This window comes from Streptomyces sp. NPDC048504 (genome assembly GCF_043200035.1).
GTDB lineage: Bacteria > Actinomycetota > Actinomycetes > Streptomycetales > Streptomycetaceae > Streptomyces.
The window spans coordinates 232,057-255,476 of sequence record NZ_JBICXA010000006.1 but is presented as its reverse complement, the minus strand read 5'-3'; the positions used below and the strand labels follow the sequence as shown (position 1 = coordinate 255,476).

Below are 23,420 nucleotides of genomic sequence, written 5' to 3'. Positions count from 1 at the left end.
TATCGATACCTTCCGCACCTACTGGCGATCACCCGGGCCCGGCACAATCCCCCGTGTGACGATCACCCAGGGCGCACCGCCGCCCACCCGCAACACTCCCTTCGCCTTCGCCCGAGGGGTTCTGACGGGCGGTGTGATCGGCGCGTCGTTGGCCGCTTTCGTCGTCGGCTGCGTCATCGAGAGCGTGCCGCTGTGCGTGACGGGCGTGGGCCTGCCCGCAGTCTACGGCCTGCTCTTCTTCCTCGCCGGTATGCCGAGGCGCGCCCGGGAGGCGGCGATCCCGCCACGCACGGCTCTCGCGCGGATCGAGAGCCTGGAGGCTGTCGGTGGTGAGGCGACGAGCGACGTGGCGGTGCGCTTCGACGTCACGGTCGCCCCGGACGACGACATACCGGCGTACCGCGTCGAGTTCACCCAGCACATCAACCTCGCCGACCTGCCCGACTACCGGCCGGGCGGCGTCGTGGTGGTCCAGTACCCGCCGGACCGGTTGTGGAAGGTCCGGATCGTGAAGCGGCCGACGCCGGAGTGGGAGGAACGGGTGGCCGGCGCCCGCCTCGATGCGGCGCCGCGCCCGACCACGGTCCGCGAGCCCTCCGCGGGCTGTGCCGTCGGCTTCGTCACGCTGCTCACCCTGCTGCTCGCCGCGGCCGGTGTGATCCTGCTGTTCCGCGCCGACCTGTTCGACAAGGACACCTCCGCGCAACAGCCCTCTTCCGTCCAACCCTCCGTCTCCTCCACGCCGTCGACCACGGTCGTGTCGTCGGCGTCCGGCACAGTCGCCGTCGGCCCCGGTCAGTCGCTCCTCGACAAGGGCGAACTGCGCCGGGCCGTCGACTCGTTGACCAAGGGCAAGGACAAGAACACCCGCCAGGCGCTCACCGTCGTCGTACAGGAACGCCTGCTGTCGGTCGTGTTCGCCCCCACCGGCTCGCAGGCCCCGCACTTCGACCCGGGTTCCGTCCCCTACGAACGTTTCCCCGCCCTGGTCAAGGAGGCCAGGTCCACCCTCGGCATCCGTCCCCCGCAGACCTGGCAGATCACCACCGACCGCCTCACCGGCTCCCTCACCATCCGCATCGGCGTCACCGGTTCCGACGGCGCAGCCTCACTGGAGGCGAACGGCAAGGGCGAGGTGGTACGGCGCACCCCGGCCCCGCCTCGCGCAGGCCGCGCAGATTGCCGTACACCAGAATCAGCACCACCCCCACGCTGCTTGGTGACCACGCCGACGATCCGGTCCTCCACCCACAGCGCGGCCCCGGACATGCCCTCCCACGGCGACGCCGCGCCGCCCGGAGCGGGCCGGGAGGTGACGACGATCTCCAGGGTCCGCTCCCGCCAGTGCGACAGCGGGGCCGCAGACCCGACGACGTGTGCGCTGTCCCGGAACCAGGTCCCTGCGGCCTCCGACGTCCCGGCGGTCCCGCGCAGCTTCCAGCGGGGGAACCCCACGGCCTGCACCGGCAGTTGGGCGGCCCGCGTCCCGATCCGCCCGAACCGGGCGTCCACCGGCGCCGGTTCGCCCGGTCGGGGCGCGATGGTCACCACGGCGGTGTCCGAGGCGGCGTCCACCGTCCAGGACAGCGCGTCCGCGGTCCACTCCCCCGGCAGGTCGGGCTCGAACCGCACCTGTACGGATACGGCGTCCTCCAGCAGGTGCGCGGCGGTCAGCACCGCGTCCGCGGTGACCCGGTAACCCGAACCGCGCCGTCGCCCGCCCGCGTGGGTCACCAGCAACTCGGCGACGCGGGCACGGTCGAGGCTCTCGGAACTCGTACGCCCGTGCTCATCGCCACTCATACGCCCACGCTCATCGCTCGCCGTCGACTTCCTCGCCGGAGATCAGCGGCCTGCGGTCGGGTACGCCGGACTGCCGGGGATCCAGCACCAGCTTGATCCGCTGGGTGGAGGTGTGGGACACCTTGCCGTCGGTGCCGAGTTCCGCGACCCAGAACCTGACCTTGCCGCCGGCTCCGCCCTCCTTGCCCACGGAGAGCGCCAACTCCAGCTCGACCGGGCCGAGTTCGAACCGCAGCCCGGCGTCCTCGCCGGCCCGCATGGCCTCGGTGAGTTCCGCCCTCAACTGGGCTATCAGTTCGGTCAGTTCCACGCCCGCCATCGCAACCATCCCCGTTCATGACGTACCCGGCGCCGCGGCGAACGGCACCGCTCACTTCACACGGTTCCCAACGGCCGCCGGGGGCACTCCGATTGTGCCCACGTCACGTCGCTCCGAGCAGATGACACGAAGTCAACTTTCCGGCGTCCGCTCAGTGCTCGTCCTTCTGCCACGCTGTGACCCCGAGCTTTCCGGTGGTTCCGAGGTCGAGGTTCGGGGTGACGACCACCGGGTCGGCACCGGCCTTCGCCCGGACCCGCGCATAGGGCACGTTCACCGGTGTGCCGAACTCGGTGGTGTTGTGCCAGACCAGGCTGGCGGTCGCCGACTCGCCGGGCTTGAGCGTGACAGGACCGGGCTGCTTGTCGTCCACGCTGCCGGGGGTGATCTCGCCACCGCCGTCGACAATCTTGACGCCGTCGACGTGCTGGAAGTCGTCGTCCAGGAGCTCCAGCAGCGGGTGGCCGTCGACGCCGTAGTCGCGCGTGCCGCAGTTGTCGAGATGCAGGCCCACGACGCGCAGCCCCATGGCCGCGTCGCCCCGGTCGGCGCTGACCCGGATCCCGGAGGCGGGGCATGTGCCCGGTGCGGCCGGCGCCTCGCTTGAGGGGACCTTGCGCACTTCGAGCACCTTGGCCCGGGTCACCCGCGGTGTGGTGGGCGGCAGTTCGCCGGCCCGGATCGTACCGCGTACGGTCTTTCCGGGGCCGACGTCGCGGACCGTCGCGGTCTGGTTGGACATGGCCCCGCCGTCGGCGCTCATGAAGGTGATGACGACCGAGTAGGTCAGGGTCTCGGTGCCCTTGTTGGTCACCTCGTAGGCGGCGGAGATCCCCGAGTCCGCGGTGAGGCCCTCGGCGGAGACGGACGTGCCGCGGGTGGGTGACGGGGAGGCCGACGGGAGGGTCAGGGATGTGATCCGTACGCCGTCCTTGCCCGGGTCGTCGACCTGCGTGCGGGACGACGGTTCGGCCGTGGCCGCGCCGGTGTTCCCGGAGCCCGCGCGCTCTGCCCCGCAGGCCGTGAGCAGCAGAGCGGTCGCTGCGACAGCCGACAGGAAGGGGGCGGTGCGGGCGAGAGCCGGGCGGAGCGTGGCGGGTCTGGGCATCCGGTCATCTGATCAGCGCGTGAACCCCGCGCATGTGATGGAGGCCATAATTCCAGTCACAGGGCTGTCACAAGTTCGGTGAGGGCAGGGGCTGTTGGGCGTTTCTGTCCACCGTCACCCGTCATGGCCGATGGGGTGGGCTGCCGCCTCGCGTCGCGCCGCGGTCGCGTCGGGAGGGAGCTTCGTCACCGCACGGACCGCGGCCGCCTCAGGCGAAGTCTGCTGCGGTGATGCCGTCGGCGTGTCCGGGCGGCCACTCCACCAGCTCGATCCGGTAGCCGTCCGGGTCGGTGAGCCACGACGTCTTCGGGCCGTGGGGACCGCCCGGGTGCTGGGCAGGTCCCGGCTCCAGGCCGGCTTCGGCCAGCGTCTCCAGAGTGGTGGCGAGTATGTCCACCTGGATCGCGAGGTGGTCGAAACCGCTGCCCACGTCGACCGGTCCGTCGCCGGGGCGGTGGACCAGTTCGAGCGAGGCCGCCGGTTCGCCGGGGAAGCCGAGGATCACGAGGCGAGCCCCGTCGCCGAGGTCGACCCTGCCCAACTCGACGTAGCCCAGGGCGGTGTAGAAGCCGAGCGAGGCGTCCAGGTCGGTGACGCGGTAGGAGACGAAGAGCGTCTTCACGCGGCCTCCCCGGTTCGGCGCACCCGGTAGCGGAGATGCGTGACGTCCCGGTCCTCAAGCCGTCGGACGAGGTCGAGTTCGATGTGATCACCACCGAGGTGGTCGAAGAGCCGTCGGCCGTCCCCGAGGAGGACCGGAACCAGGTGGATCTCCATCTCGTCCATCTGCCCGGCCCGGAGGAGCGCTTGGGCCGCGCCCGCCCCATGGACCATGACCGGGCGGTCCCCGGCGGCCGCGCGAGCCTGACGGGCGCAGTCCTCGACGTCGGTGACGAAACGCGCGTGGCCGGGTGGCACGTCCCCGTCGTCCACCTGGTGGGTGAGGACGAGGATCGGCACACCGTCGTGATGGTCGCCCTGCCAGCGCCCGGCGAGTTCGAAGGTCCGACGTCCGGAGATCACCGCGCCGGTCGCGAGTGCCTCGCGGTGGACCTGTCCGCTGGGACCGTCGGATTTCCGGTCGTCGAGCCAGTTGAAGAGCCGTCCACCATCACGCCCGAGCTCCTGCCCCGGCCGATCGTCCGGACCGGCGATACAGCCGTCGAGCGACATCGACATGTACAGCCGAATCGGATTGCTCATCCTGACCTCCCTCTCTCCTCACTGGCACCGGGACCCGCCGCCTCCTTATCCGCCGGCGGGCCGGGCATGTCACGGGGAAGACTCCGGGCAACCGGCGAACTCATCGGCCCGACCCGCCGACCCTGCCGACGGTGCGGTCAGACGGCCTTGACGACGGTGCCGGTGTCTTCGAGCGCCGTGACCTCGTCGGAGGGTGCGGCGGTGTCGGTGACAAGGGTGTGCAGGAGGGTGGAGGGGCCGACGTAGGCGTACGCGGTGTGGCCGAGTTTGCTGCCGTCGGCGGCGACGATGATGCGGCGCGTGGCGGCGATGCCCGCCTTCTTCACGGCCGCGTCGTCGAGGTCGTAGGCGGTCAGGCCCTGAGCCGCGCTGAGACCGCAGCAGCCCATGACGGCGGTGTCGAAGCGCAGTGCCGCGAGGGAGGCGAGGGTGAGGGGGCCGGTGAGGGCTCCCTCGGCTGCCCGGGGCTGCCCGCCGGGCACCATCAGCGTGGCCGGGCCCGGGCCCTCGCCGAGTACGTGGATGGCCTGCAAGGAGAGGGGCATCACCGTGACCGGCCGCCGGCGCAGCAGGTGGGCGATCTCCAGGCAGGTGGTGCCGCTGTCGAGGAGGACGGTCTCGCCGTCGGCGATGAGCGAGGAGACCTCGGCGGCGATGCGGCGCTTGGCGTCGACGGCCTCGTGGGCACGCAGGGCGAAGGGCGGCTCCTCGCCCCTGAGCAGCAGGGTGCGCGCGCCGCCGCGGACGCGTTCGAGGACGCCTTGCGCGGACAGCGCGTCGAGGTCGCGCCGGATGGTCATCTCGGAGGCGCCGGTGAGTTCTACGAGTTCCTGGACCGTGATCCTGCCCGACTCCCTGACGGCCTGCGCGATGGTCCCGTGCCGGTCTGCGCTGCTGCTCATGCCGCGATTGAACACCACCCAAAACGAACATTCAATGTGTGCGAAGCGACAGTATTCAATCGCCGTGGATGTTCGTTACCGTGGTCGGCATGAATGACTCGCTCCGAGGCGCCCGCATAGCGACCTTTGTCTACTTCAGCCTGTGCGGCACCCTGATGGGCACCTGGGTGGTGAACATCCCCGCCATCGAGGAGCGCGTGGGCATCACGCACGCGACCCTCGGGGGGCTGCTGGTGCTGCTGGGCCTCGGCGCCTTCATCGGCATGCAGGTGGCCGGGCCTCTCACCGACGCTCTGGGAGCGCGCGTCGTCGTCCCCGCCACCGGCGTGCTGTGCAGCGCGGCCCTGGTGCTGCCCGGCCTTTCCCGGGAGCCGTGGACACTGGCCGGTGCCCTGCTGGTCTTCGGGTTCTGCAACGGCTGCCTGGACGTGAGCATGAACGCCCACGCCGTGCACGTGGAGAAGGCGTACGGCCGGCCCGTCATGTCGGCCTTCCACGCCACGTTCTCGGTCGGCGGCGTCCTCGCCGCGCTCGTCGGGGCGGCCACGGCGAGCGCCGGTCTGAGCCCGGCCGCGGGCATGGCCGCCATGGGAGTCCTGGGCATCGCGTTCGCCCTGATATCGGCACGCGCCCTGCTGCCGGCCGCACCCACCACCGCCGGCACCGACCCTGCGGAGAAGGTCGAGCACACACCGTCCACCGACCGCGGCGGCACCCGCAGGCGGATCTGGATCCTCGCCGCCCTCGCCCTGATGGTCATGCTGTGCGAGGGAGCCGCCAACGACTGGAGCGCGCTGCACCTGAAGGACGTCCTCGGCGCACCCGCGAGCACCGCCGCCTTCGCCTACGGCACCTTCGCGGCGACCATGACCATCGGCCGACTGCTCGCCGACCGCCTCGTCACCCGGTTCGGGTCCATGGCGATCCTGCGGTACGGCGCGACGACGGCCGCGGTCGGCATCACGATCGTGACCGTCTCCCCCTGGATCTGGGCCGCGTTCGCGGGGTGGGCGCTGTTCGGCCTGGGGCTGTCCGGATGCGTCCCGCAGTTGTTCAGCGCGGCCGGGCACGCCGACCCCGCCGCCGCGGGGGCCAACGTCTCCCGCGTCGCCGGGCTCGGCTACGTCGGCATGCTCGCCGGCCCCGCCGCCATCGGCTGGCTGACCCACGTCGTCGCCCTGAACCACGCCTTCGTCCTGCTGATCCTGCTGTGTGCGACCACCGCCGTGGCCGCAGGGATCCTCCGCACCGGATCCGACCGCACGCCCGAGATGGCACATGGCAGCCACTGACCGCCTGTGCGGCGCGGCTCACTCCGTGCCGCACAGGCTTCTCCTCCCGCCCCGGCTGCCAGATCCGGAGGAATCCTCGCCATGCGCACCGACCGCAGCATCGTCCTGTTCGACCTCTTCGGAGTCATCGCCCGCCACCAACGCCCGGGCGCCCAGGGCAAGATGGCCGCCCTCTGCCACACACCCACCGAGGCCTTCACCACGGCCTACTGGGACTGCCGCCCGCCCTACGACGCCGGCCGGCAGTCCACGTCCGAGTACTGGACCGCCGTACTGCGACGGCTGTCCCGGTCCGCCGCCGCCGACACGATCGAGGAACTGCTCCTCACCGACATCGACAGCTGGTCCCGCGTCGACGACCGGATGGTCTCCTACGTCCAGTCCCTCCGCGATGTCGCCGAGGTCGCCCTGCTGTCCAACATCCCCTCGGACCACGCGGACGCCTTCCTCGCCGCGCAGCCCTGGCTGCACCACCTGGACCACGTCGCCTTCTCCGGAAAGATCAAGGCGGCGAAGCCGGACCCGGCGGCCTTCCGTCACTGCGTCGTCGCCATGCGGGCCGCCCCGACCGACTTCCTCTTCGTCGACGACCGCGCGGAGAACGTACGCGCCGCGCAGGCCGTGGGCATGAACGGGCACGTCTTCACCGGCCGCGACGAGCTGGCGGCCGTCATCGACAGCTGGTTGCCGACCGACGGCCCACGTGGAGATGACTCGGGCAAGCCGATCGCGAGCTCGCCCGGCCCGGTCAGTCGAGCAGGGTGTCGCCCTGCACCGTGCGCGTCGAACCGTCGGCCAGGTGCAGGGTGAGGGTGCCGGTGATCACGCCGTCGGGGTCGCCGTCGGGCCACCAGGCGGTGAAGCGGCCGTCCTGGATCGTGGCCTCGATCGTGTGCCCGTGGTCCCGTACGGTGATGCCCTCGACGTCCGAACCCGCCCAGCCGACCACGTAGTTGAGCTCCTCGTCGCCGCTGCCCCGGGAACCCAGCGTGTCCACCTTGATGTGTCCGTCGGGCTGTTGACGCACCGGCGAGATGCCCATCGACGCCCCGCCGTCCGAACCGGCCAGGCAGTAGGCCGACACGTCGCCGCGCGTGACGACCATCGAGGCGACCTTCCCGCGCAGGTCCGCGTTGCTGATCACCGGCTCGGCGCCGGTGCCGTTCAGGTCCGTCGCGTCCAGGCACCACTTTCCGGCGGCGGAGGCGCGCGCGGCGGCGACGTCCACGTTCTTGGCGGTGCCGGTCCAGCTGGCCAGCTCCGAGGAGGACAGCGGACCCGAACCGCCCATGCCGGGCACACCGCCGTTCACCGCGACCAGCGCGAGGCCGGCCGCAAGCGCACCGGCCGCCGTGAAGGAGAGTCGTCGTACCAGCGGGCGTCGGCGGAAGGTGGCGCCGACCATACGGCCGGGACGCTCGCTGTCGTCAAGGATGGTCCGCAGCAGCGTCTCCTCGCGGTCGATCTCCTGGGCGGACGGCGTACGACGCGGCGCGGCGTCGAGGTCGGCGAGGCGGGCGAGCAGGTCATTGGTCATGAGAGTTCCTGGCTTCCTGTTCAGTGCGTGAGGGGTGCATGAGGGGTGGAGCATGAGGGCGCGTGGGGTCAGCGCGTGGTGAGGGAGAGCGCCGCCGACTCGGCGCCGGCGTTGCCCAGTTGGCCCGCCAGGCGCCGCTTCGCACGGGTGAGGCGCATGGAGTACGAGGCCCGCGTACAGCCCAGCACCCGCGCCGCCTCCTTCGCGGTCAGGTCCTCCCAGACGTGCAGCGCGAGGACTTCCTGGTCGGCCGCGGCGAGCGCCTGCCAGGCCTCGACCAGCTCCAGCCGGCTGTCCACGCCGTCCGTCGGGTCGTGGGCGTCGGCGGTGGCGGTCCGGCCGATGTGCACGACGAGCGCGGACTGCCGGCGCATGCCCCGGTTCGCGTTCAGCATCAGGTTGCGGGCGGTGCCGAACAGCCACGGCCGCGCGTCCTCGGGCACCTCGCGCCGACGGCGCCACGCGGCGAGGAACGTCTCGCCGACGACGTCATCGACGTTCATCGGATGCGCGCGACGGCGGACGAACCGCAGCACGTCCTCGTAGTGCGCCCGGTACACCTCGGTGAACTGGGCTTCGGTGGCAATGGGCATGTGCTTCCTTCCCTGGCGTCTGCCCCTACATGTCCGGCGCGCGTACAGGTGCAACAGGCGCTCAGGAAAACCGTGTTGGGGCTCAGCCGGGGTCACACCACCGGGGCGTCTCCCGGCTCCGGCCGGAACGGGCTCTCGCCGGCGTCGTCCGACGGCGGGGTGAAGGCGACGTCCAGGCGGGTCAGGCCGCGGAAGTTGAGGCTGCGCTGCCACTTCGGGGGCTCGGTGCCGTCGAGACGCAGGTCGGGGAGGCGGGTGAGGAGGGCTTCCAGGACGATCGTGCCCTCCAGCCGGGCCAGCGCCGCGCCGAGGCAGAAGTGCGGGCCGTGTCCGAACGCCATGTGCCGTCCGCCGGGCCGCTCGAAGTCCAGCACGTGGGGATCGGGGAACACGGCCGGATCCCGGTTCGCGGCGCCGCACACCAGGAGCACCGTCTGCCCTTCGGCGATGGCGCGGCCCGCCAGGTCCAGGTCGTGCCGGGCCCGGCGCAGCATGAGCTGGACGGGGGCGTCGTAGCGCAGAAGTTCCTCGACGGCGGCGGGCATCAGGTCGGGCCGCTTGCGCAACTGCTCGGCCGCGTGCGGGTGGTGGAGGAGGGCGAGGGTGGCGTTGCCGATGAAGTGGGTGGTGGTCTCGTGGCCGGCGATCAGCAACAGGGCGCAGTTGGCGAGGAGTTCGTCGGGGTCCTGGCCGGTGTTCTCGGCCTGTGCGGTCACCAGGGCGCGCAGGCTGCCTGGGGCCGGCGGGGTGTCCGGGCTGGTGAGGAGTCCGCGGAAGTAGGCGAGCATGTCCGTCATGCTCTGCGAGGCCTCGCGGTTGCGGTCGGCGTCGAGCCGGGAGTTGCCGATGGCCTCGGCGATCGGCTCGGACCAGGCCGTGAGGGCGGGGCGGTCCTCCTGCGGTACGTCGAGGAGGTCGCAGATGATGGTCAGCGGCAGCGGGCGGGCGAGGTCCGCGACGATGTCCATCCGCCCGGCCGGCGCCGCTTCGTCGATGATCCGGTCGACGGCTTCGGAGATCCGGGCGCGGAGTGTCTCAACTGCCCGCGGGGAGAAGGCTTTGCTGATCAGGCCCCTCAGCCGGGAGTGGTCCGGGGCGTCGTTGTAGAGCATCTGCCTGCTCAACACCCGGGCCAGCGGCCGCAGTTCCTCGGACACGGCCTCGATGTCGGGGTAACGCACCGAGGACAGACCCGGGTTGCCCGTGGCGCTGCTGACCACTCCGTGCCCGGTGGCGATCCAGGCGCTCAGGTGACGGTCCCAGAACAGCTCGTCGGTGGTGCGCAGCTCCTCGTAGAAGTCGTAGAGGCGCTCCTGGATCTGGGGGCGAAAGGCCGGCAGCAGCGAAGTCGTGGTGCGCATCGCGCCAGGCTAGATCAGGTACGGACATGGAGGAGTCGCCGTTCCGGAAACGCGCTGTGCCGGTTCGATGCGCTTGTCACCGGCCCCGTCACGGGCGTTTCTCGTCGGTTCTCGCGAAGCGCGACTCGACGGTCGCGGCGGCGACAGCCGTGGAACCCGCCAAGAGGCCGACGACGAGCGGTAGTTGGACGGCCATGCCCGTCAGGGAACCGGCCAACGCCGTTCCCGCGGAGCCGGACGTGATCTTCAGGGCCGCGACCCAGATGAAGACCCGGCCGCGCGCTCCGTTCGGCGCGAACTCGGTGCGGGCCGCGAGGGTGGAGGCGAAGAAGAAGGTGTTGAGGATGCCGGTGAGGGCGTAGGCCGCGACGGTCACCGTGAAGGCGGGGCCCGCGGTGACGGTGAGGAGACCGGCGACGACGCCCAGGGCGAGGCGGCGCATCAGCCGGTCCGGGTCGCCGGTGAGCGGGAAGACCATGACGGCTGTGGACCCGGTGAGATTGCCGAGGCCGTAGGCGGCGGTCAGTACGGCCGCGGTGGCCGGTTCGACGCCGAGGATCTTCGTCAGGTGGACGGCGGTGATCGGCAGGGCGGCGACACTCAGGGCGACGGTCGTCGTCAGGTAGACGGTGCGCCGCAGCGGGCCGCTGCGGGCCATCAGCGCGAGGGTCGCTCCCGGCTTGAGGATCGCCGCCCGGTCGCCGCCGTGGGACGGTTCGGTGAACGGCAGGAGCAGGACGCCGCCCGCCGCTGCGGCCGCCCCCACCGCGAGGGCGAGAGCCGCGGCGGTGGGCGAGACCCAGCCCGACAGAGCCGCCACCAGGGACGGGCCGACCGTGCCGCCGATGCCGTAGGTGGCCACGTCCCAGCCCTGGGCCCGGCGCCGCGTGCGCAGTCGTGGTCGCGGTCCGACGATGGCGGGCAGCCGGCTGCTGATACCGCCGGTCAGCAGGGGCCCGCAGGTGCCGGCCGCGGCCGGCAGCAGCCCGGTCACCACGGCAGGTGCGTGGCCGTACGTCAGTACTCCCGCGGTCAGCGCGACGGCGTACAGCAGGCAGGCCGCGGCGATGACCTTCCGGCCGTCCCGGGCGAGGTCCAGCGGTCGCGCGACGAAGGGACCAAGCAGGTGCGGGGCGGTGATGCAGGCACCGAGCACCCCGGCGAGCGTCCCGGAGCCACCGGACGAGGTGACGAGCAGAACGACGGCGACCACGGCTCCGCCGTCGGCCGTACGGGCGAGAGCCGCGGCGACGACGTAGCGCGCCAGGCCGTTGCCGCCGTTGCCATCCTTGCCGTCCTTGTCGGGCGAAGGGGGAACTTCCCACACCCTCCGCGTACTTGCTATGTGCTGCTCACCCATGTGGTTCGTGCTCAGGAGGTGAGGCCGAGGGCGTCCAGCGCGGCGACGACCTCCTGGCGGGCGGTCTCGTCCAGTCCTCGCAGGGGACGCGGCAGGTTCGGTTCGCCCGTCAGGCCGAGGTGGGAGGCGGCAGCCGACATCACGCGCAGGCTGCCGTGGCGGCGGAAGAGGGCCCACAACGGTTCGAGTCCTGCGGACAGTTGGTCCGCGTGGCCGGCCTGGGCGGCGCGGGTGAGAGCGAGCGCGGTCCGCGGGAAGGTGCCGCCGAGGACCGAATACCAGGCGTCGCAACCGGAGTTGAGGCCGCGGGCCGCCGTCCAGTCGCCGCTCACCCCGATGGTGACGGTGTCGGGGATCAGCGCACGCAGCGCGTCGACGCGGAGTCCGGCCTCGCGCGGGTCCTCAGGCACTCCGGGGATCTTGATCGAGCCGACGTTCGGCAACTGCGCGATACGGCCGTGCAGTTCGTCGGTGAAGTGGACGTGCGTGGTGCCCGGGTTGTCGTAGACGCACAGCGGCACGGAGAGTTCGCGCGTGACGTCCTCGTACAGGCCGAACACCTCGTCCTCGGTGAGCGGTTGATACGTCATCGGGGCGAGCAGCACTCCGGAGGCGCCCGCCTTCTGCGCGTCCTCGGCCAACTCCAGTACATGCGCGGTACGCAGCGCGCCGATACCGACGATGACGGGCACCCCGTCGGCGGCCCCCACCGCGATCTTCGCGGCGCGGGCGCGCTGCTCCCGGGTGAGGTAGGCGTAGCCGCCGGTGGAGCCGAGCGCGCCGATGGAGTCCACGCCGGCGGCGGCGAGGCGGGCGACGAGCGCCGCGTACGCCGTTTCGTCGATGCCCTGCTCGCTGGTGGGTGTGAGAGGGAAGGCGCTCAGGCCGCGGAACATGATGGCTCCTTCAGTGAGGAGGGGGAGAAATGGGCGGGCGAAGGGGGCAGGCAGATCGTCATGGTCAGGTGGCGTTCGAACGCAACTCCGCGACGGCCGCGGCGAGTTCGGCGGCGAACGTCTCGGCCTGCGGCTCGGTGACAGTGGCGGCGGTGACCCGGATCGCACCCTGATGGGCGGCCGGATCGGGCGCGAAGAGGTGACCCGGCCGCACCGCCCAGCCTCGCCGCGCGAGGGCTGCGACCACGGCTCGTCCGTCGACGTCGAGTTCGACCCATACGTTCAACCCGTCGGGCCGGTACGGGACTTCGATCCCGTGGGCGCGCAGCCGCTCGACGAGCAGACCGCTGCGCCGGGCGTAGAACTCGCGTGCCCGCTCGTGGAGTTCGTGGACGCGGGGATCCAACAGAAGCTCACGGGCGGTGTGTTGCAGCAGCCGGCTGACCCAGGTGGTGCCGGCGCTCAACCGCGCCTCCAGGCGCGCGGTCGTCTCGGCGTCGGCGGCGACGAGGGCGAGGCGCAGATCCGGTCCGAGGAACTTGGACACGGACCGCACCAACGCCCAGCGCGTACTGCCCGGCGGGGTGACCCGGTGGTACGGCCGCGCGGAGACCGCCGAGAAGTGGTCGTCCTCGATGACGAGGACCTGGGGGTGTTCGGCGAGGATCGCCCGCAGGTCTGCCGCCCGTTCCTCGGTGAGACTCGCCCCGGTCGGGTTGTGGGCGCGGGGCGTGCAGACGACCGCGCGGGCACCGGCCTCCAGGGCGGCCCGCAGCGCGTCGGGTCGCATACCGGAGCCGTCGACCGCGACGGGCGCGGAGCGGTAACCGCTCAGCCGCAACGTCCCGATGCTCGCCAGGAAGCAGGGGTCCTCGATCGCCACCAGATCCCCCCGGGTGAGGTGAGCGTTCAGCAGCCGCTCGGTGGCGTCCACCGCTCCGTGTGTCACCAGCGTGCGGAACGGCTGATCGATGTCCTCGGCGAAGTCGGCGCGGGCCCATGCGTCCAGCCCCGGGTCGATGGCGGGCTCACCGTACAGCGGCGGGCTGTACTCCCCGCGCCGGGCGGCGCCCAGGAGGTCGGGCAACAGCGTCGGGTCGGGATTGCCGCTGGCCAGGTCGACGCAGTCACCCCCGACACCGGCACCAACACCTTCCCGCGCGAGCTGCGGCACCGCCGCGACCACCGTGCCGCCACGCCCCCGCGTCTCGGCCACGCCCGCCTCGACAAGCCGCCGGTACGCGAGGGCAACCGTGTTCCGGTTGACCCCCAACTCGGCCGCGAGCACGCGCACCGGGGGCAGACCGGCCCGCGGCGCCAGCTCACCCGAAGCGATCTGATCCCGCACGCTGCCCGCGATCTCGGCCGCGGTGGTGCCCTTGATGTCCATGTGATCAGCTCCGCCCGAACAGGAGGTTTCGTCCTATGCCAAAGTTTGCCCTAGGCCAAAGATACGTCATGGGTGGGATCGGGGGTTCATGGGTCGCGAGTTCGGGGTTGGTGGACGAGTGGGAGGTGAGTGCGAGCCGGCTACGACTCCCCGTCCGTGGCCGCGTCCGAAGCGGTGATCGGCACCGTCAAGCCAGCGACGGCGGGGGCCGAACACCCTTGTGGAACACGGCGGTTGGCTACAGCGAGACCTTCCGTTCGTCGGCCTTGAGGCCGCGGAGTGTCCAGAGTCCGTACAGAGCCAGCAGCGGTTTGACGACCACCCACTCGCCAGGGCGGTAGTCGTCCGCGCGCACCAGCCTCTCCGCGAGGTCGGGGCGCTGCCGCCGCAGGTACGCACGGGCCTTGAGCGCATGCGCCGGCTGGGAGAGGATCTTGATGCGGTCCACGTCTTCGAGGAGTGGGATCACGTTCGTGATGTTCTCCCACGTCGTCGCGCTCTGGTCTTCCATGAGCACCGTGCCGTCGAACCCAAGCACCGACTTCGCGTAGTCAGCCATCAGTTGGGCCTCCGCGACGCCTCTGCCGGGCGCACCGCCGCTGAAGATCACGCACGTCTCCTGAGCACCGCCGGCGTCGACGGAGCGGACGCCGGCACGAACTCGCCATCGGTTGATCACGTTCGCCGTGGCTTGGGGATTCCTGTACCCCAGCACCACTACGGCCTCCGAAGTGCCCTCGCTGTCCCCCACCAGAACCCGGGACCAGCGCCAGTTCAGCCACTCACCCCAGGCCAGGGCCGCTACTCCGGCCATCGCCAGCCCTGTCCTTCGCCGCATGCGGCGACTGTAGGGCACGTCAGGAGTTCTCAGCGGTGGCTTACGCGATATGCCGGTTGATGAAACCGTGCCACATGGCAGAGGCGTGTGCCGGGGTGTCCCGGTGACCTCCCGAGAAGCCAAGCAGTTCTTTGCCGGAACTCATGAAAGCGTCGAACAGCTGGAGTTGGCCCGTACGCGGGAAGATCTCGTCGTCCCACTGCACATGGAAGAGGACGGGTGCGGTGATGGCGGAGGCGTCGTTCAGGACGCGGTGCGGGGCGTGAAGTCCGGGATTGATACCGGGAGTTGACTGTGTGCCGAACTTTCCGAACACCGCGCACCTCAGCCCCGGCCCGAGCGCGCGTGCGGCAGCGAGGCCGAAGCGGGTGCCCATGGACAACCCGAAGTACGCCTGACGCGTCGGGTCGGCCGTCCCCACGTCCACCAGAAGGTCACGCGCGGCGACCCAGTCGTCAGCCATGCGGTCCAGCACCCGACCGATGCCCTCGGCCGCCATCCGGCTCTGGTACTCCACCGGCGTGAGAGGGGATGCCACCCGCGCGCCGTGGAACGGACCATCGATCGCTACGGCCGCGCACCCGGACGAGGTGATCCTGTCGGCCATCGACAAGATCCGGTCACTGTGCCGATGGCCGCTGCCACCGTGCCCCAGCAACACCAGGGGTACTGCCCCTGACCGGCCGCTCGGCGTCCACACGGTGCCAGGAATCGTCGAGAGCGGCCGGTCGATCACGAACGAGCGCTGAGTGGAGTGACCAGAGCCAGCGCGACACTCGGACCAGACCACTTGCCGACTCACACCCCCATCAAAACACGGGAAAATCCAAGCCCGCCACAGGCGTTCAAGGCTTCGACTGTCCGTGGCTTCGACACTGGAGAGGGCCGTCCCCATGTCAGATCTCGTGTCAGATCTCGCTGCCGAGCTCACTGCGTTCATGACGCGGTACGAGCAGGCCGCCAACACGCACGACATCGGTCGCGTGGCGCCGTTGATCGATGCGGATGCCGTCTACTGGTTCTCCGACGGCTCCCATCGGGGCCTGGCCGAGATCACGGAAGCAATCGAGCAGACCTTCGCGGCCATCCAGGACGAGGTGTACGAAATCAAGGATCTTGAGTGGGTCGTCCTCGCCGCCGACCACGCCGTGTGCCGGTATCGCTTCTCCTGGACAGGCGTGGTCGACGGCCGTCCTCGCTCCGGACAGGGACGGGGCACGAACGTGCTCGTGAAACGGAAGGGTGGGTGGAAGATGCAGCACGAACATCTGAGCTCCTGATCCGCGGGTCCGCTCCCACCCCGGCAAACGAGCTCCTCGTCGGTGTCGAGCGAGCCGACGATCGACCGCAGGCTCACGACGAGACCGGCGACGGAACCAGCACGGGCCGCAGAAACTCAGCGCCAGCCGAGCTCCGGTGCCACGTGAGTCAGGATGCTCTCCAGTACATGGGCGTTGTAGTCGACCCCGAGCTGGTTCGGGACGGTCAGCAGGAGGGTGTCCGCGGCCTGGATGGCCTCGTCCTCCTGGAGCTGCTTCACCAGGATGTCCGGCTCTGCGGCGTACGAGCGTCCGAAGATCGCCCTGGTCGTGTCGTCGATCATGCCGACCTGGTCCCGCGAGTTGCGGTCGTTGCCGAAATAGGCCCGGTCCATGTCGTCGGTCAGGGCGAAGATGCTGCGGCTGACCGAGACCCGGGGCTCGCGCGTGTGGCCCGCCTCCTTGTACGCCTCGCGGTACGCCTCGATCTGCTTGCGCTGCTGGACGTGCAGCGGCTCGCCCGTCTCGTCGTCCTTCAGCGTGGAACTCTGCAGGTTCATCCCCAGCTTCGCGGCCCAGACGGCGGTCGCGTTCGAGCTGGAACCCCACCAGATCCGTTCGCGCAGGCCCTCGGAGTACGGCTCGACGCGCAGCAGCCCCGGCGGGTTGGCGAACATCGGCCGCGGGTTCGGCCGCGCGAACCCCTCGCCCTCGATCACCTTGAGAAAGGCCTCGGCGTGCTGGCGCGCCATGTCCGCACCGGTTTCCCCCTCCGCGGGGGCATAGCCGAAGTAGCGCCAGCCGTCGATCACCTGTTCCGGTGAGCCACGGCTGATGCCGAGCTGCAGCCGGCCGCCGGAGATGAGGTCGGCCGCACCCGCGTTCTCGGCCATGTACAGCGGGTTCTCGTAGCGCATGTCGATCACGCCGGTGCCGATCTCGATCTTCGAGGTCCGCGCGCCGATCGCCGAGAGCAGCGGGAACGGGCTGCCCGCCTGCTGCGCGAAGTGGTGCACGCGGAAGTACGCACCGTCCGCGCCGAGTTCCTCGGCGGCGACCGCCAGGTCGATGGACTGGTGCAGGAAGTCGGCAGCGGACCGGGTCTTGGAGTGCGGACTCGGCGACCAGTGACCAAAGGAGAGAAAACCTATCTTCTTCACACAGCCTGAAGCGTCCGGCGACCACGATTGATTCCCCGGGCCCGCATGGTGTGACCAGGCCATCTGGTCGACGCGGCAAGGGCGACGATGACGGCGAAGCCGGCGAAGGCGAACCGGACTGGAGGCGGGGTTGTTGAGCGATCACCCCCAGGAGAGTTCAAGAGCGAGGCCAGGGCACTCAAGGATGACGACTCTCTGCGCCCCTGACTCAGTCCGGCTGGGCGGCGAACAGTTCGAGGTGCGCGCAGGTCGGACAACGATAGGCATCGATCTGCCAACGCGGTCGGCCCATCCTCCTGGCATTGCCGAGCGGGCCTCGCTGAAGGGGGCCCGCGATCCACCGTGCGAACCCGCGAGCCCCCTGCCCGGACTCCTCGACGAAGCCCGGCTCCAGCCCCACCGCACCGCATTGCGTGCACCGTATGTTGTTCACCGGGGGACGGTTCCCATCATCGCGCCGTTCGACACCCGGAGTTGAAACGTCGGACAGGGCCACCGCCGGCGCCATCGTCCTGCTCATCACCTCATCACCTCATCACCTACCGCGTACCGTTCGTCAACTCCCGTCACGGACTTGGCAGTTCGGTAGCACTGCCACAGATGGGCGGCACCCGCAAGCATCACGTCTTGGAACGTTCGGCCGGTCGCCTTCGGCTGCCGGCCACCACCCAACTCCCTTGCCCCATAAAGACGTTGACGCTGTGGCCGGCGAAGCGCAGCACCGGGGCGTCCAGGTCGATCCCGCAGGGACCGGTCAGCCCGGCCAGGAGGCCCTGCGGGGCGCGACCTACCGGTTCTCAGACACCCACGCCGAAATCGGAGGCGATCCCCGCCAGTCCGGACGCGTACCCCTGGCCGACCGCACGGAACTTCCACTCCGCGCCGTTGCGGTACAGCTCGCCGAAGACCATCGCGGTCTCGGTCGAGGCGTCCTCGGACAGGTCGTAGCGGGCGAGTTCGGCGCCGCCGGCCTGGTTGACGACGCGGATGAAGGCGTTGCGGACCTGGCCGAAGCTCTGGCTGCGGGACTCGCCGTCGTGGATCGAGACGGGGAAGACGATCTTGTCGACCTCGGCCGGTACGGCGGCGAGGTCCACCTTGATGGACTCGTCGTCGCCCTCGCCCTCACCGGTGGTGTTGTCACCGGTGTGCTCCACCGAACCCTCGGGGCTCTTGAGGTTGTTGTAGAAGACGAAGTGCTGGTCGGAGATGACCTTGCCCGAGGCGTTGAGCAGCAGCGCCGAGGCGTCCAGGTCGAAGTCCGTGCCGGTCGTGGTGCGCACGTCCCAGCCCAGACCGACCAGCACCGCCGTGAGCCCCGGCGCCTCCTTGCTCAGCGAAACATTGCCACCCTTGGACAGGGAAACACCCATGACTCACTCCTCCACGCGTACCGACGGTTCGGGTCCGCGGCACGGACCCGAACCAGAATCTACAACACTGTAGAAATAATCGAGGGGGCGGGACGATGCGGCCGACTACGGTGCGGCCGAGCAGTACCCCGTCGATACGATGGGACGGTCGCGACCCCGCGGCAACGCAGTGGCATACAGGAGGGAGACGGAGCGTGGCGAGACCGGATCCGCGCCCTCAGCGCCGGGCGCAGGGCGAGTTGGAGACACAGGTGCTCACCGTCCTGCACACGGCCGACGCACCGGTGACCGCGGCCTGGGTGCAGGAGCGCCTGGACGCCGAACTCGCCTACACGACCGTGATGACCGTGCTGAGCCGGCTGCTGGAGAAGCAGGCCGTGACCCGGGTGCGGGACGGCCGCTCGTTCGCCTGGTCGCCGGCCGCCGACGAGGCGGGACTCGCCGCGCTGAAGATGCGCAAAGTGCTCGATCGCGAGCAGGACCGCCGGGCGGTGCTGGCCAGCTTCATCACCGCCCTCCCGGAGGACGACGAGCAACTGCTGCGCGACCTGCTGGACCAGGCCACCGACGAGTCGGCGGGCTGACGTCCCGTGGGCGTCTTCGTCTTCCTGCCGCTCGTCCTGCCGTTGACGGCCTGGCCGATCGCCCACCTGGCCACCCAGCACCTGCATCCCCGCACCGCCACGGGCCTGTTGAGCGCCATGGCCGCCGTCATGGCCCTGTGCAGCACGCTGTGCCTGGGCCTGCTGATGGTGGTCGGCACCGCCCAACTGCCGGGCAATCCATTGCCGGACGGCTGGTCGGACCCTGATGTGCGCGACAGCGTGCCCCACGACGAGATCGTGGGGAAGGCCGCGATTCCCGTACTTCTCGCCGTGGTCCTGGGCTGCGGCCGAACTCTGTGGCGCCACTGCCGAGTTCGGCGCCTGGCCCACGCGGCACTCGCCGGTCTGCGCGACACATCGGTCGCTGTCCTTCCCGACAACGAGCCGTACGCCTACGCCCTCCCCGGCGGCCCACGCGACCGCGTCGTGGTGACCACCGCCCTGCTGGCCTGCCTCACCTCCCGTGAACGCCGGGCCCTGTTCGCCCACGAGCGGGCCCACCTCACCGCCCGGCACCACCGCCACCTGCTGATCGCCCAACTGGCGGCCCGGGCCAACCCGTTCCTGCTGCCACTGCGTACGGCGGTCTCCTACGTCGCGGAGCGCTGGGCGGACGAGGAAGCCGCCCAGTCCGTCGGCAGCCGCAGAGCCGTCGCCCGCGCGATCGGCAAGGCGGCCCTCGTCTCTCGCAGCACGCCGGCACCGACGCTCGCGGCCCTCGCGGCGCCGGGCCCTCTCCCCCGCCGGGTCGCCGCCCTGCTGGCCCCGCCGCCCCCGGCACGCACCTGGCCACCGCTGTTCACCGCCGTGAGTCTGGCGCTCTGGAGCGCGGCGGCGGGCGCCGCCCTCTCCGCGACGCTCTCGGCGAACTCGGCCGTGACACTCCTGCTGCTCCTGCACGCGGCAACCCCGCTCTAGGGCTGTTGCGCTCAGAGACCAGATCACTGGCCCACCTCGTGCTGCTCCTCAGCCACGCTCTCCCGTCCGCCTGCCGTGTCGGACGCGGGTGCGGGCCTACACAGCCACCCGGTCAGGCGGGTGGCCGGCGGCTCGGTGCAACACGGCCGCGAACAGGTCCCGCAGCGGGGAAAGCAGATCGTGCGCCCCCCGCTGCCGCCCCCTTCAGGGCGATCACCGCCCGCCTGTCACACCAAACGCCTGATCTCCCCGCGCACTCGGTAGAAGCCGGCCGAGGAGGAATGCAGCGCGTCCACCACATAGCGTGCTCCGGGCTCGCGTATCGCACGCGGGAACTGGACGTTCCAGCCCGGCTCATAGCCCTCGGAGACCACGTGCACACGCACTCGGCCTCCTTGCTCGAAGCACTCCACGACGACTCCGTTCCCCGCCGCGGGGACGGTGCTGACCGTGGCGACGGAGGCGGCGGTGGTCAGCGGTGCGTACGTCGGCATGGCGGCGGCCAGCTTGATGTCAGCGGCGACCGGCACGGTGCCCGACTGGGCGGCGGTGATCGCGGCCTCGCTCGCGTCGATGCAGGCGAGTGAGCCGTCCGTGGAGACGATGTACAGCCGTTCGTCGTGGTACTGCATCGAGAGTGCCGATCCGCCACCCGTGCCGAGCTTCCACAGCCGGGTGCCGTCGGCGGTGAAGCAGTACACGGAGGACGCCGAGTCGCCCGCGAAGACATACCGACCGCCGGCGGACGTCGCGCACGAGTACACCGCGGCATCGCACTGGTAGGAGGCCTCGATGGCCCCGGAGGACTTCGCGAGGCGCTGGACGACACGCCGTCCCGTCCCGGCGTAGACCGCGTGCTCCTCCTGCCATCCGAAGAGCACGTTGCCGCTGGTCGCGGTGTGCCAGAGCTGTCTGGCGCCGTCCGCCGCGTAGGCCGTCACACCCTGGCCGTGCCCGTGGTAGACGGCGTGGTCGTCGGCCCGCACCATCCACGCGTTGTCCCCGGACGAGTTGCGGGACCACTGGAGCTCGTCCTCGTGGTCGATGACCGTCAGCCCGCCGTTGCGGTCGGAGACGTTCAGCACGCCCGCGTGGATGTCCAGCCAGAAGATGTCCACCTCGGCCGCGATGTCGTAGGCCGCGAAGGGCACCTTCGAGGAGAGGTCGTACACCCGGCCGTCGTCGCAGCCCGCGTAGATCCAGAAGTCGTCGGCCACCAGGCACTTCACGCCGTCGGGCAGGGAGTAGTGCGCCAGCACCTCGCCGTCATGGCTCAGGTTGTAGACACTGCCGTGCTGGTTGCCGACCCAGCAGCGGTCCTCGTCCACGTGGATGCCGAACGCCGAGGCGCCGGTACGGAACCGCCACAGCACCGGGGCGGTCGCCCGCGCCGTCGACGGGGCGGACGTCACCTGACGGCGCGTCACGGGGCGGGCCGCCCGCTGCCCCTGAACGGCGGGCGCGTACCCCTTCCGTACTTTCTCGGCTATCTTCTTCGCCGCTGCCGCCTGCGCCTTCTCGACAGTGGGAAAGGCGGACGTCTGGTGCTGCCCGTCCACGCCGATCCGTCCGTACCGCACGGCGACGGTGGTCCCCTCGACAGTCACCTCGTAGAACTTGTGGGCGCCACCACTCTCCTGAGACAGCTCCAGGTACGTCGTGTTCCCCGACTGTCGTGTCTGCGCAGCGGACACAGCACACCCCTCCCCAAAGGCCCGTTCGGCCGGTACGGCCGATCTCCAGTGACTCCAAACTAGTGGTGACCACTGACATCGTCGTCCCGGGGCCGCCCGTTCCAGGGGACCGGCCGTACCTCTCCTCATGTCGTCAGGAGGGCGTCAGGGCGCGGGAGTTCGCGTCAGGCGCTCCGCGCCGGTGTCGACCCGGCGATCGGCCTGTTCGCGTCGTTCACGATGGCCGTGACCATCGCGGTCGTCGGCGGCCGGCCCGCCATGATCTCCGCGGCGACCGGTGCCGTAGCCCTGGTCGTCGGTCCGCTCCATCGCGAGCACGGCTTCGGCTGTCCGGTCGCGGCCGTGATCCTCGCCGGAGTCTTCCAGATCGTCCTCGGCGCGCTCGGCGTCACGAAGCTGATGCGGTTCGTGCCGCGCTCGGTGATGGTCGGCTTCGTCAACTCCCTCGCCATCCTCATCTTCGAAGTGCAGCGCTGTCGCCGCGTCGATCGGGCGCCCGGTGAGCAGATGGCCCATGGCCGTCTTCAGGGGCAACTGGCGGGCGAGCCGGAAGGCGCAGCCCGCGCCCGGGACCAGCCCGAGCCGCGCCTCCGGCAGGGCGAACCGCGCGTCGTGCGAGGCGATGACGAGGTCGCAGGCGAGCGCCAGCTCGAAGCCGCCGCCGAGGGCGTAGCCGTTGACCCGTGCCACGACCGGTTTGGACAGGGTGAACCGCTCGGTGAGCCGGGGCCAGCCTGGCAGGGCCCCTGCTTCCGAACGTCGTCCGAGGGGTCCCTTCCGCGTCGAGGCGGCTCCGTTCCTTCAGGTCCGTGACGAACCGCCTCCCGGTAGCCCTTCGTCGTGTACGGCGGTGACGACGTTGTGGGTGGGGCGGTTGACGAGCAGATAGGTGATGCCGAGCAGGACCGCGCCGGAGGCGATGAACAGCAGCCCGAAGAGCATGGCGAAGCGGACCCGGACCCGGCGGGGCGTGAGGAGGCGGGCCAGTGCTCGCACCCGGGCGGCGCCGGGGCCGCTCAGCCAGGCGTGGGCGCGAACTCGGGTGCGGGCCAGAAGGGTTGTCGCCATGTCAGATCCGGTAGCCCTCTCCGGGCACGGTCTGGATCACGGAGCGGTCGACGAGTTTGGTCCGGAGCCGGTTGACCGTGGCCTTGACGGTGGTGGTGCCTGGGTCGGTGACCTCGTCCCACACCTTGGCGAGCAGCTCGTCGGCCGGGACGGTCCGTCCCTCGGCGCCGAGCAGATAGGCGAGCACGCCGAACTCCTTGGCGGTGAGGGGCAGTTGGGTGCCGGCGTGGCTGGCGGTACGGCGGGCGGGGTCGAGCAGGAGGGAGCCGCGGGCGAGGACGGGTTCCCGCACGGGGTGAGCGCGGCGGCCGAGGGCACGGGTGCGGGCGAGGAGTTCGGCCCAGGCGAAGGGCTTGGGGAGGTAGTCGTCGGCGCCGAGGCCGAGGCCCTCGACCCGGTCGGCGATGGAAGCGGAGGCGGTGAGCATGAGCACCTTGGTGCGGACGCCCTCGGCGGTGAGTTCGGCGCAGACCTCGTCGCCGTGCACGTCGGGGAGGTCGCGGTCGAGGACGACCACGTCGTAGTCGACGTCGATGGCGAGGTCGAGCGCGGTCCTCCCGTCGTAGGCGGTGTCCGCCGCGAGGCCCTCGCGGCGGAACACCCTGGTGATCGAGTCCGCGAGTTCCGTGTGGTCCTCAACCACCAGTACCCTCATCGCTCCCCCTACGAGACACACGTCACGGACCCCAGGCTCCCCCGCCCCGGGTCACACCCGGGTTACTCCCCTCACAGGCTGGCGCA

23 protein-coding genes and 4 pseudogenes are annotated in these 23,420 nt (G+C 70.7%); 7 read left to right on the top strand and 20 right to left on the bottom strand.

The window, feature by feature from the left end; all coding sequences use genetic code 11:
- Positions 1-55 precede the first annotated feature (55 nt).
- A pseudogene (locus ACGFY9_RS17215) lies at positions 56-1,156 on the top strand (hypothetical protein); the annotation flags it as partial.
- Between the two features lie 131 nt (positions 1,157-1,287).
- Here ACGFY9_RS17215 and ACGFY9_RS17210 read toward each other — a convergent pair.
- The 6 genes and pseudogenes from ACGFY9_RS17210 to ACGFY9_RS17185 form a co-directional block, all read right to left on the bottom strand.
- Positions 1,288-1,803: pseudogene (locus ACGFY9_RS17210) on the bottom strand (hypothetical protein); the annotation flags it as partial.
- A 10-nt stretch (positions 1,804-1,813) separates the two neighbouring features.
- On the bottom strand, positions 1,814-2,122 hold the full coding sequence (locus tag ACGFY9_RS17205; protein ID WP_393754916.1) for a trypco2 family protein: 309 nt from the start codon (positions 2,120-2,122) through the stop codon (positions 1,814-1,816).
- A 151-nt stretch (positions 2,123-2,273) separates the two neighbouring features.
- Positions 2,274-3,230, bottom strand: a complete 957-nt coding sequence (locus ACGFY9_RS17200; protein ID WP_393754914.1) for a DUF4232 domain-containing protein — start codon at positions 3,228-3,230, stop codon at positions 2,274-2,276.
- A gap of 208 nt (positions 3,231-3,438) precedes the next feature.
- Positions 3,439-3,852, bottom strand: a complete 414-nt coding sequence (locus ACGFY9_RS17195; protein WP_393754912.1) for a VOC family protein — start codon at positions 3,850-3,852, stop codon at positions 3,439-3,441.
- Positions 3,849-4,433 (bottom strand): dihydrofolate reductase family protein, encoded by a 585-nt coding sequence (locus tag ACGFY9_RS17190; RefSeq protein ID WP_393754910.1) that lies wholly within the window; start codon positions 4,431-4,433, stop codon positions 3,849-3,851. The genes ACGFY9_RS17195 and ACGFY9_RS17190 overlap by 4 nt, the downstream gene beginning before the upstream one ends.
- Before the next feature lie 137 nt (positions 4,434-4,570).
- Positions 4,571-5,335, bottom strand: coding sequence for a DeoR/GlpR family DNA-binding transcription regulator (locus ACGFY9_RS17185; RefSeq protein ID WP_393754908.1), 765 nt, complete (start codon positions 5,333-5,335; stop codon positions 4,571-4,573).
- An 89-nt stretch (positions 5,336-5,424) separates the two neighbouring features.
- On the opposite strand from ACGFY9_RS17185, the gene ACGFY9_RS17180 reads away from it, so the two are divergent.
- Together ACGFY9_RS17180 and ACGFY9_RS17175 are read left to right on the top strand one after the other, a co-directional pair.
- Complete coding sequence (locus tag ACGFY9_RS17180) at positions 5,425-6,627, top strand: MFS transporter (protein ID WP_393754906.1); 1,203 nt, start codon at positions 5,425-5,427, stop codon at positions 6,625-6,627.
- Between the two features lie 81 nt (positions 6,628-6,708).
- Entirely contained in the window at positions 6,709-7,437 is a 729-nt protein-coding gene (locus ACGFY9_RS17175; protein ID WP_393754904.1) for an HAD family hydrolase, read from the top strand.
- Here the strand turns inward: ACGFY9_RS17175 and ACGFY9_RS17170 are convergent.
- The 8 genes from ACGFY9_RS17170 to ACGFY9_RS17135 form a co-directional block, all read right to left on the bottom strand.
- On the bottom strand, positions 7,376-8,164 hold the full coding sequence (locus ACGFY9_RS17170; RefSeq protein WP_393754902.1) for a hypothetical protein: 789 nt from the start codon (positions 8,162-8,164) through the stop codon (positions 7,376-7,378). The genes ACGFY9_RS17175 and ACGFY9_RS17170 overlap by 62 nt on opposite strands.
- A 68-nt stretch (positions 8,165-8,232) precedes the next feature.
- A complete protein-coding gene (locus ACGFY9_RS17165; RefSeq protein ID WP_393754900.1) occupies positions 8,233-8,757 on the bottom strand; it encodes an RNA polymerase sigma factor in 525 nt (174 codons plus the stop codon).
- Between the two features lie 92 nt (positions 8,758-8,849).
- Positions 8,850-10,118: a cytochrome P450 gene (locus ACGFY9_RS17160; protein WP_393754898.1), complete on the bottom strand. Its 1,269-nt coding sequence runs from the start codon at positions 10,116-10,118 to the stop codon at positions 8,850-8,852.
- Positions 10,119-10,206: 88 nt separating this feature from the next.
- Positions 10,207-11,478 (bottom strand): MFS transporter, encoded by a 1,272-nt coding sequence (locus ACGFY9_RS17155; RefSeq protein ID WP_393754897.1) that lies wholly within the window; start codon positions 11,476-11,478, stop codon positions 10,207-10,209.
- Between the two features lie 11 nt (positions 11,479-11,489).
- Entirely contained in the window at positions 11,490-12,374 is an 885-nt protein-coding gene (locus ACGFY9_RS17150; protein WP_393754895.1) for a dihydrodipicolinate synthase family protein, read from the bottom strand.
- A 64-nt stretch (positions 12,375-12,438) separates the two neighbouring features.
- A complete protein-coding gene (locus ACGFY9_RS17145; RefSeq protein ID WP_393754893.1) occupies positions 12,439-13,764 on the bottom strand; it encodes an aminotransferase class I/II-fold pyridoxal phosphate-dependent enzyme in 1,326 nt (441 codons plus the stop codon).
- A gap of 238 nt (positions 13,765-14,002) precedes the next feature.
- Positions 14,003-14,602, bottom strand: a complete 600-nt coding sequence (locus ACGFY9_RS17140) for a YdcF family protein (RefSeq protein WP_393754892.1) — start codon at positions 14,600-14,602, stop codon at positions 14,003-14,005.
- Positions 14,603-14,642: 40 nt separating this feature from the next.
- Positions 14,643-15,209 (bottom strand): dienelactone hydrolase family protein, encoded by a 567-nt coding sequence (locus ACGFY9_RS17135; protein ID WP_393754890.1) that lies wholly within the window; start codon positions 15,207-15,209, stop codon positions 14,643-14,645.
- Between the two features lie 286 nt (positions 15,210-15,495).
- Between ACGFY9_RS17135 and ACGFY9_RS17130 the strand changes: the two genes are divergently transcribed.
- Complete coding sequence (locus ACGFY9_RS17130; RefSeq protein ID WP_393754889.1) at positions 15,496-15,882, top strand: YybH family protein; 387 nt, start codon at positions 15,496-15,498, stop codon at positions 15,880-15,882.
- 116 nt (positions 15,883-15,998) lie between these two features.
- Here ACGFY9_RS17130 and ACGFY9_RS17125 read toward each other — a convergent pair whose 3' ends face one another.
- Complete coding sequence (locus ACGFY9_RS17125; protein ID WP_393754888.1) at positions 15,999-17,021, bottom strand: LLM class flavin-dependent oxidoreductase; 1,023 nt, start codon at positions 17,019-17,021, stop codon at positions 15,999-16,001.
- A 797-nt stretch (positions 17,022-17,818) separates the two neighbouring features.
- Positions 17,819-18,394 carry a TerD family protein gene (locus ACGFY9_RS17120; RefSeq protein ID WP_393754886.1) on the bottom strand — a complete coding sequence of 192 codons (576 nt, stop codon included), beginning with the start codon at positions 18,392-18,394 and terminating at the stop codon, positions 17,819-17,821.
- A gap of 194 nt (positions 18,395-18,588) precedes the next feature.
- Here ACGFY9_RS17120 and ACGFY9_RS17115 point away from each other — a divergent pair, with 194 nt between their 5' ends.
- Both ACGFY9_RS17115 and ACGFY9_RS17110 read left to right on the top strand, forming a co-directional pair.
- Entirely contained in the window at positions 18,589-18,978 is a 390-nt protein-coding gene (locus tag ACGFY9_RS17115) for a BlaI/MecI/CopY family transcriptional regulator (RefSeq protein WP_393754885.1), read from the top strand.
- 6 nt (positions 18,979-18,984) lie between these two features.
- Positions 18,985-19,917 carry a M56 family metallopeptidase gene (locus ACGFY9_RS17110; RefSeq protein WP_393754884.1) on the top strand — a complete coding sequence of 311 codons (933 nt, stop codon included), beginning with the start codon at positions 18,985-18,987 and terminating at the stop codon, positions 19,915-19,917.
- A gap of 227 nt (positions 19,918-20,144) precedes the next feature.
- Here ACGFY9_RS17110 and ACGFY9_RS17105 read toward each other — a convergent pair whose 3' ends face one another.
- Positions 20,145-21,611: a WGR domain-containing protein gene (locus tag ACGFY9_RS17105; RefSeq protein WP_393754882.1), complete on the bottom strand. Its 1,467-nt coding sequence runs from the start codon at positions 21,609-21,611 to the stop codon at positions 20,145-20,147.
- A gap of 177 nt (positions 21,612-21,788) precedes the next feature.
- Between ACGFY9_RS17105 and ACGFY9_RS17100 the strand changes: the two are divergent.
- Positions 21,789-22,082 (top strand): annotated as a pseudogene (locus ACGFY9_RS17100) (SulP family inorganic anion transporter); the annotation flags it as partial.
- Between the two features lie 48 nt (positions 22,083-22,130).
- Here ACGFY9_RS17100 and ACGFY9_RS17095 read toward each other — a convergent pair.
- From ACGFY9_RS17095 to ACGFY9_RS17085, 3 genes and pseudogenes are all read right to left on the bottom strand, one after another.
- Positions 22,131-22,301, bottom strand: a pseudogene (locus tag ACGFY9_RS17095) (enoyl-CoA hydratase-related protein); the annotation flags it as partial.
- A gap of 111 nt (positions 22,302-22,412) precedes the next feature.
- Positions 22,413-22,679: a hypothetical protein gene (locus tag ACGFY9_RS17090; RefSeq protein WP_393754881.1), complete on the bottom strand. Its 267-nt coding sequence runs from the start codon at positions 22,677-22,679 to the stop codon at positions 22,413-22,415.
- A gap of 1 nt (position 22,680) precedes the next feature.
- Positions 22,681-23,334: a response regulator transcription factor gene (locus ACGFY9_RS17085; RefSeq protein ID WP_393754879.1), complete on the bottom strand. Its 654-nt coding sequence runs from the start codon at positions 23,332-23,334 to the stop codon at positions 22,681-22,683.
- Between the last annotated feature and the right edge of the window lie 86 nt (positions 23,335-23,420).

Bases quoted from the DNA above. Each gene is read 5' to 3' on its own strand.
- ACGFY9_RS17135 (WP_393754890.1), bottom strand. From the start codon at position 15,209: ATGGCCGACAGGATCACCTCGTCCGGGTGCGCGGCCGTAGCGATCGAT.
- ACGFY9_RS17180 (WP_393754906.1), top strand. From the start codon at position 5,425: ATGAATGACTCGCTCCGAGGCGCCCGCATAGCGACCTTTGTCTACTTC.
- ACGFY9_RS17145 (WP_393754893.1), bottom strand. From the start codon at position 13,764: ATGGACATCAAGGGCACCACCGCGGCCGAGATCGCGGGCAGCGTGCGG.
- ACGFY9_RS17090 (WP_393754881.1), bottom strand. From the start codon at position 22,679: ATGGCGACAACCCTTCTGGCCCGCACCCGAGTTCGCGCCCACGCCTGG.
- ACGFY9_RS17200 (WP_393754914.1), bottom strand. From the start codon at position 3,230: ATGCCCAGACCCGCCACGCTCCGCCCGGCTCTCGCCCGCACCGCCCCC.
- ACGFY9_RS17205 (WP_393754916.1), bottom strand. From the start codon at position 2,122: ATGGCGGGCGTGGAACTGACCGAACTGATAGCCCAGTTGAGGGCGGAA.
- ACGFY9_RS17185 (WP_393754908.1), bottom strand. From the start codon at position 5,335: ATGAGCAGCAGCGCAGACCGGCACGGGACCATCGCGCAGGCCGTCAGG.
- ACGFY9_RS17130 (WP_393754889.1), top strand. From the start codon at position 15,496: ATGTCAGATCTCGTGTCAGATCTCGCTGCCGAGCTCACTGCGTTCATG.
- ACGFY9_RS17165 (WP_393754900.1), bottom strand. From the start codon at position 8,757: ATGCCCATTGCCACCGAAGCCCAGTTCACCGAGGTGTACCGGGCGCAC.
- ACGFY9_RS17160 (WP_393754898.1), bottom strand. From the start codon at position 10,118: ATGCGCACCACGACTTCGCTGCTGCCGGCCTTTCGCCCCCAGATCCAG.
- ACGFY9_RS17140 (WP_393754892.1), bottom strand. From the start codon at position 14,602: ATGCGGCGAAGGACAGGGCTGGCGATGGCCGGAGTAGCGGCCCTGGCC.
- ACGFY9_RS17085 (WP_393754879.1), bottom strand. From the start codon at position 23,334: ATGAGGGTACTGGTGGTTGAGGACCACACGGAACTCGCGGACTCGATC.
- ACGFY9_RS17175 (WP_393754904.1), top strand. From the start codon at position 6,709: ATGCGCACCGACCGCAGCATCGTCCTGTTCGACCTCTTCGGAGTCATC.
- ACGFY9_RS17170 (WP_393754902.1), bottom strand. From the start codon at position 8,164: ATGACCAATGACCTGCTCGCCCGCCTCGCCGACCTCGACGCCGCGCCG.
- ACGFY9_RS17190 (WP_393754910.1), bottom strand. From the start codon at position 4,433: ATGAGCAATCCGATTCGGCTGTACATGTCGATGTCGCTCGACGGCTGT.
- ACGFY9_RS17120 (WP_393754886.1), bottom strand. From the start codon at position 18,394: ATGGGTGTTTCCCTGTCCAAGGGTGGCAATGTTTCGCTGAGCAAGGAG.
- ACGFY9_RS17155 (WP_393754897.1), bottom strand. From the start codon at position 11,478: ATGGGTGAGCAGCACATAGCAAGTACGCGGAGGGTGTGGGAAGTTCCC.
- ACGFY9_RS17150 (WP_393754895.1), bottom strand. From the start codon at position 12,374: ATGTTCCGCGGCCTGAGCGCCTTCCCTCTCACACCCACCAGCGAGCAG.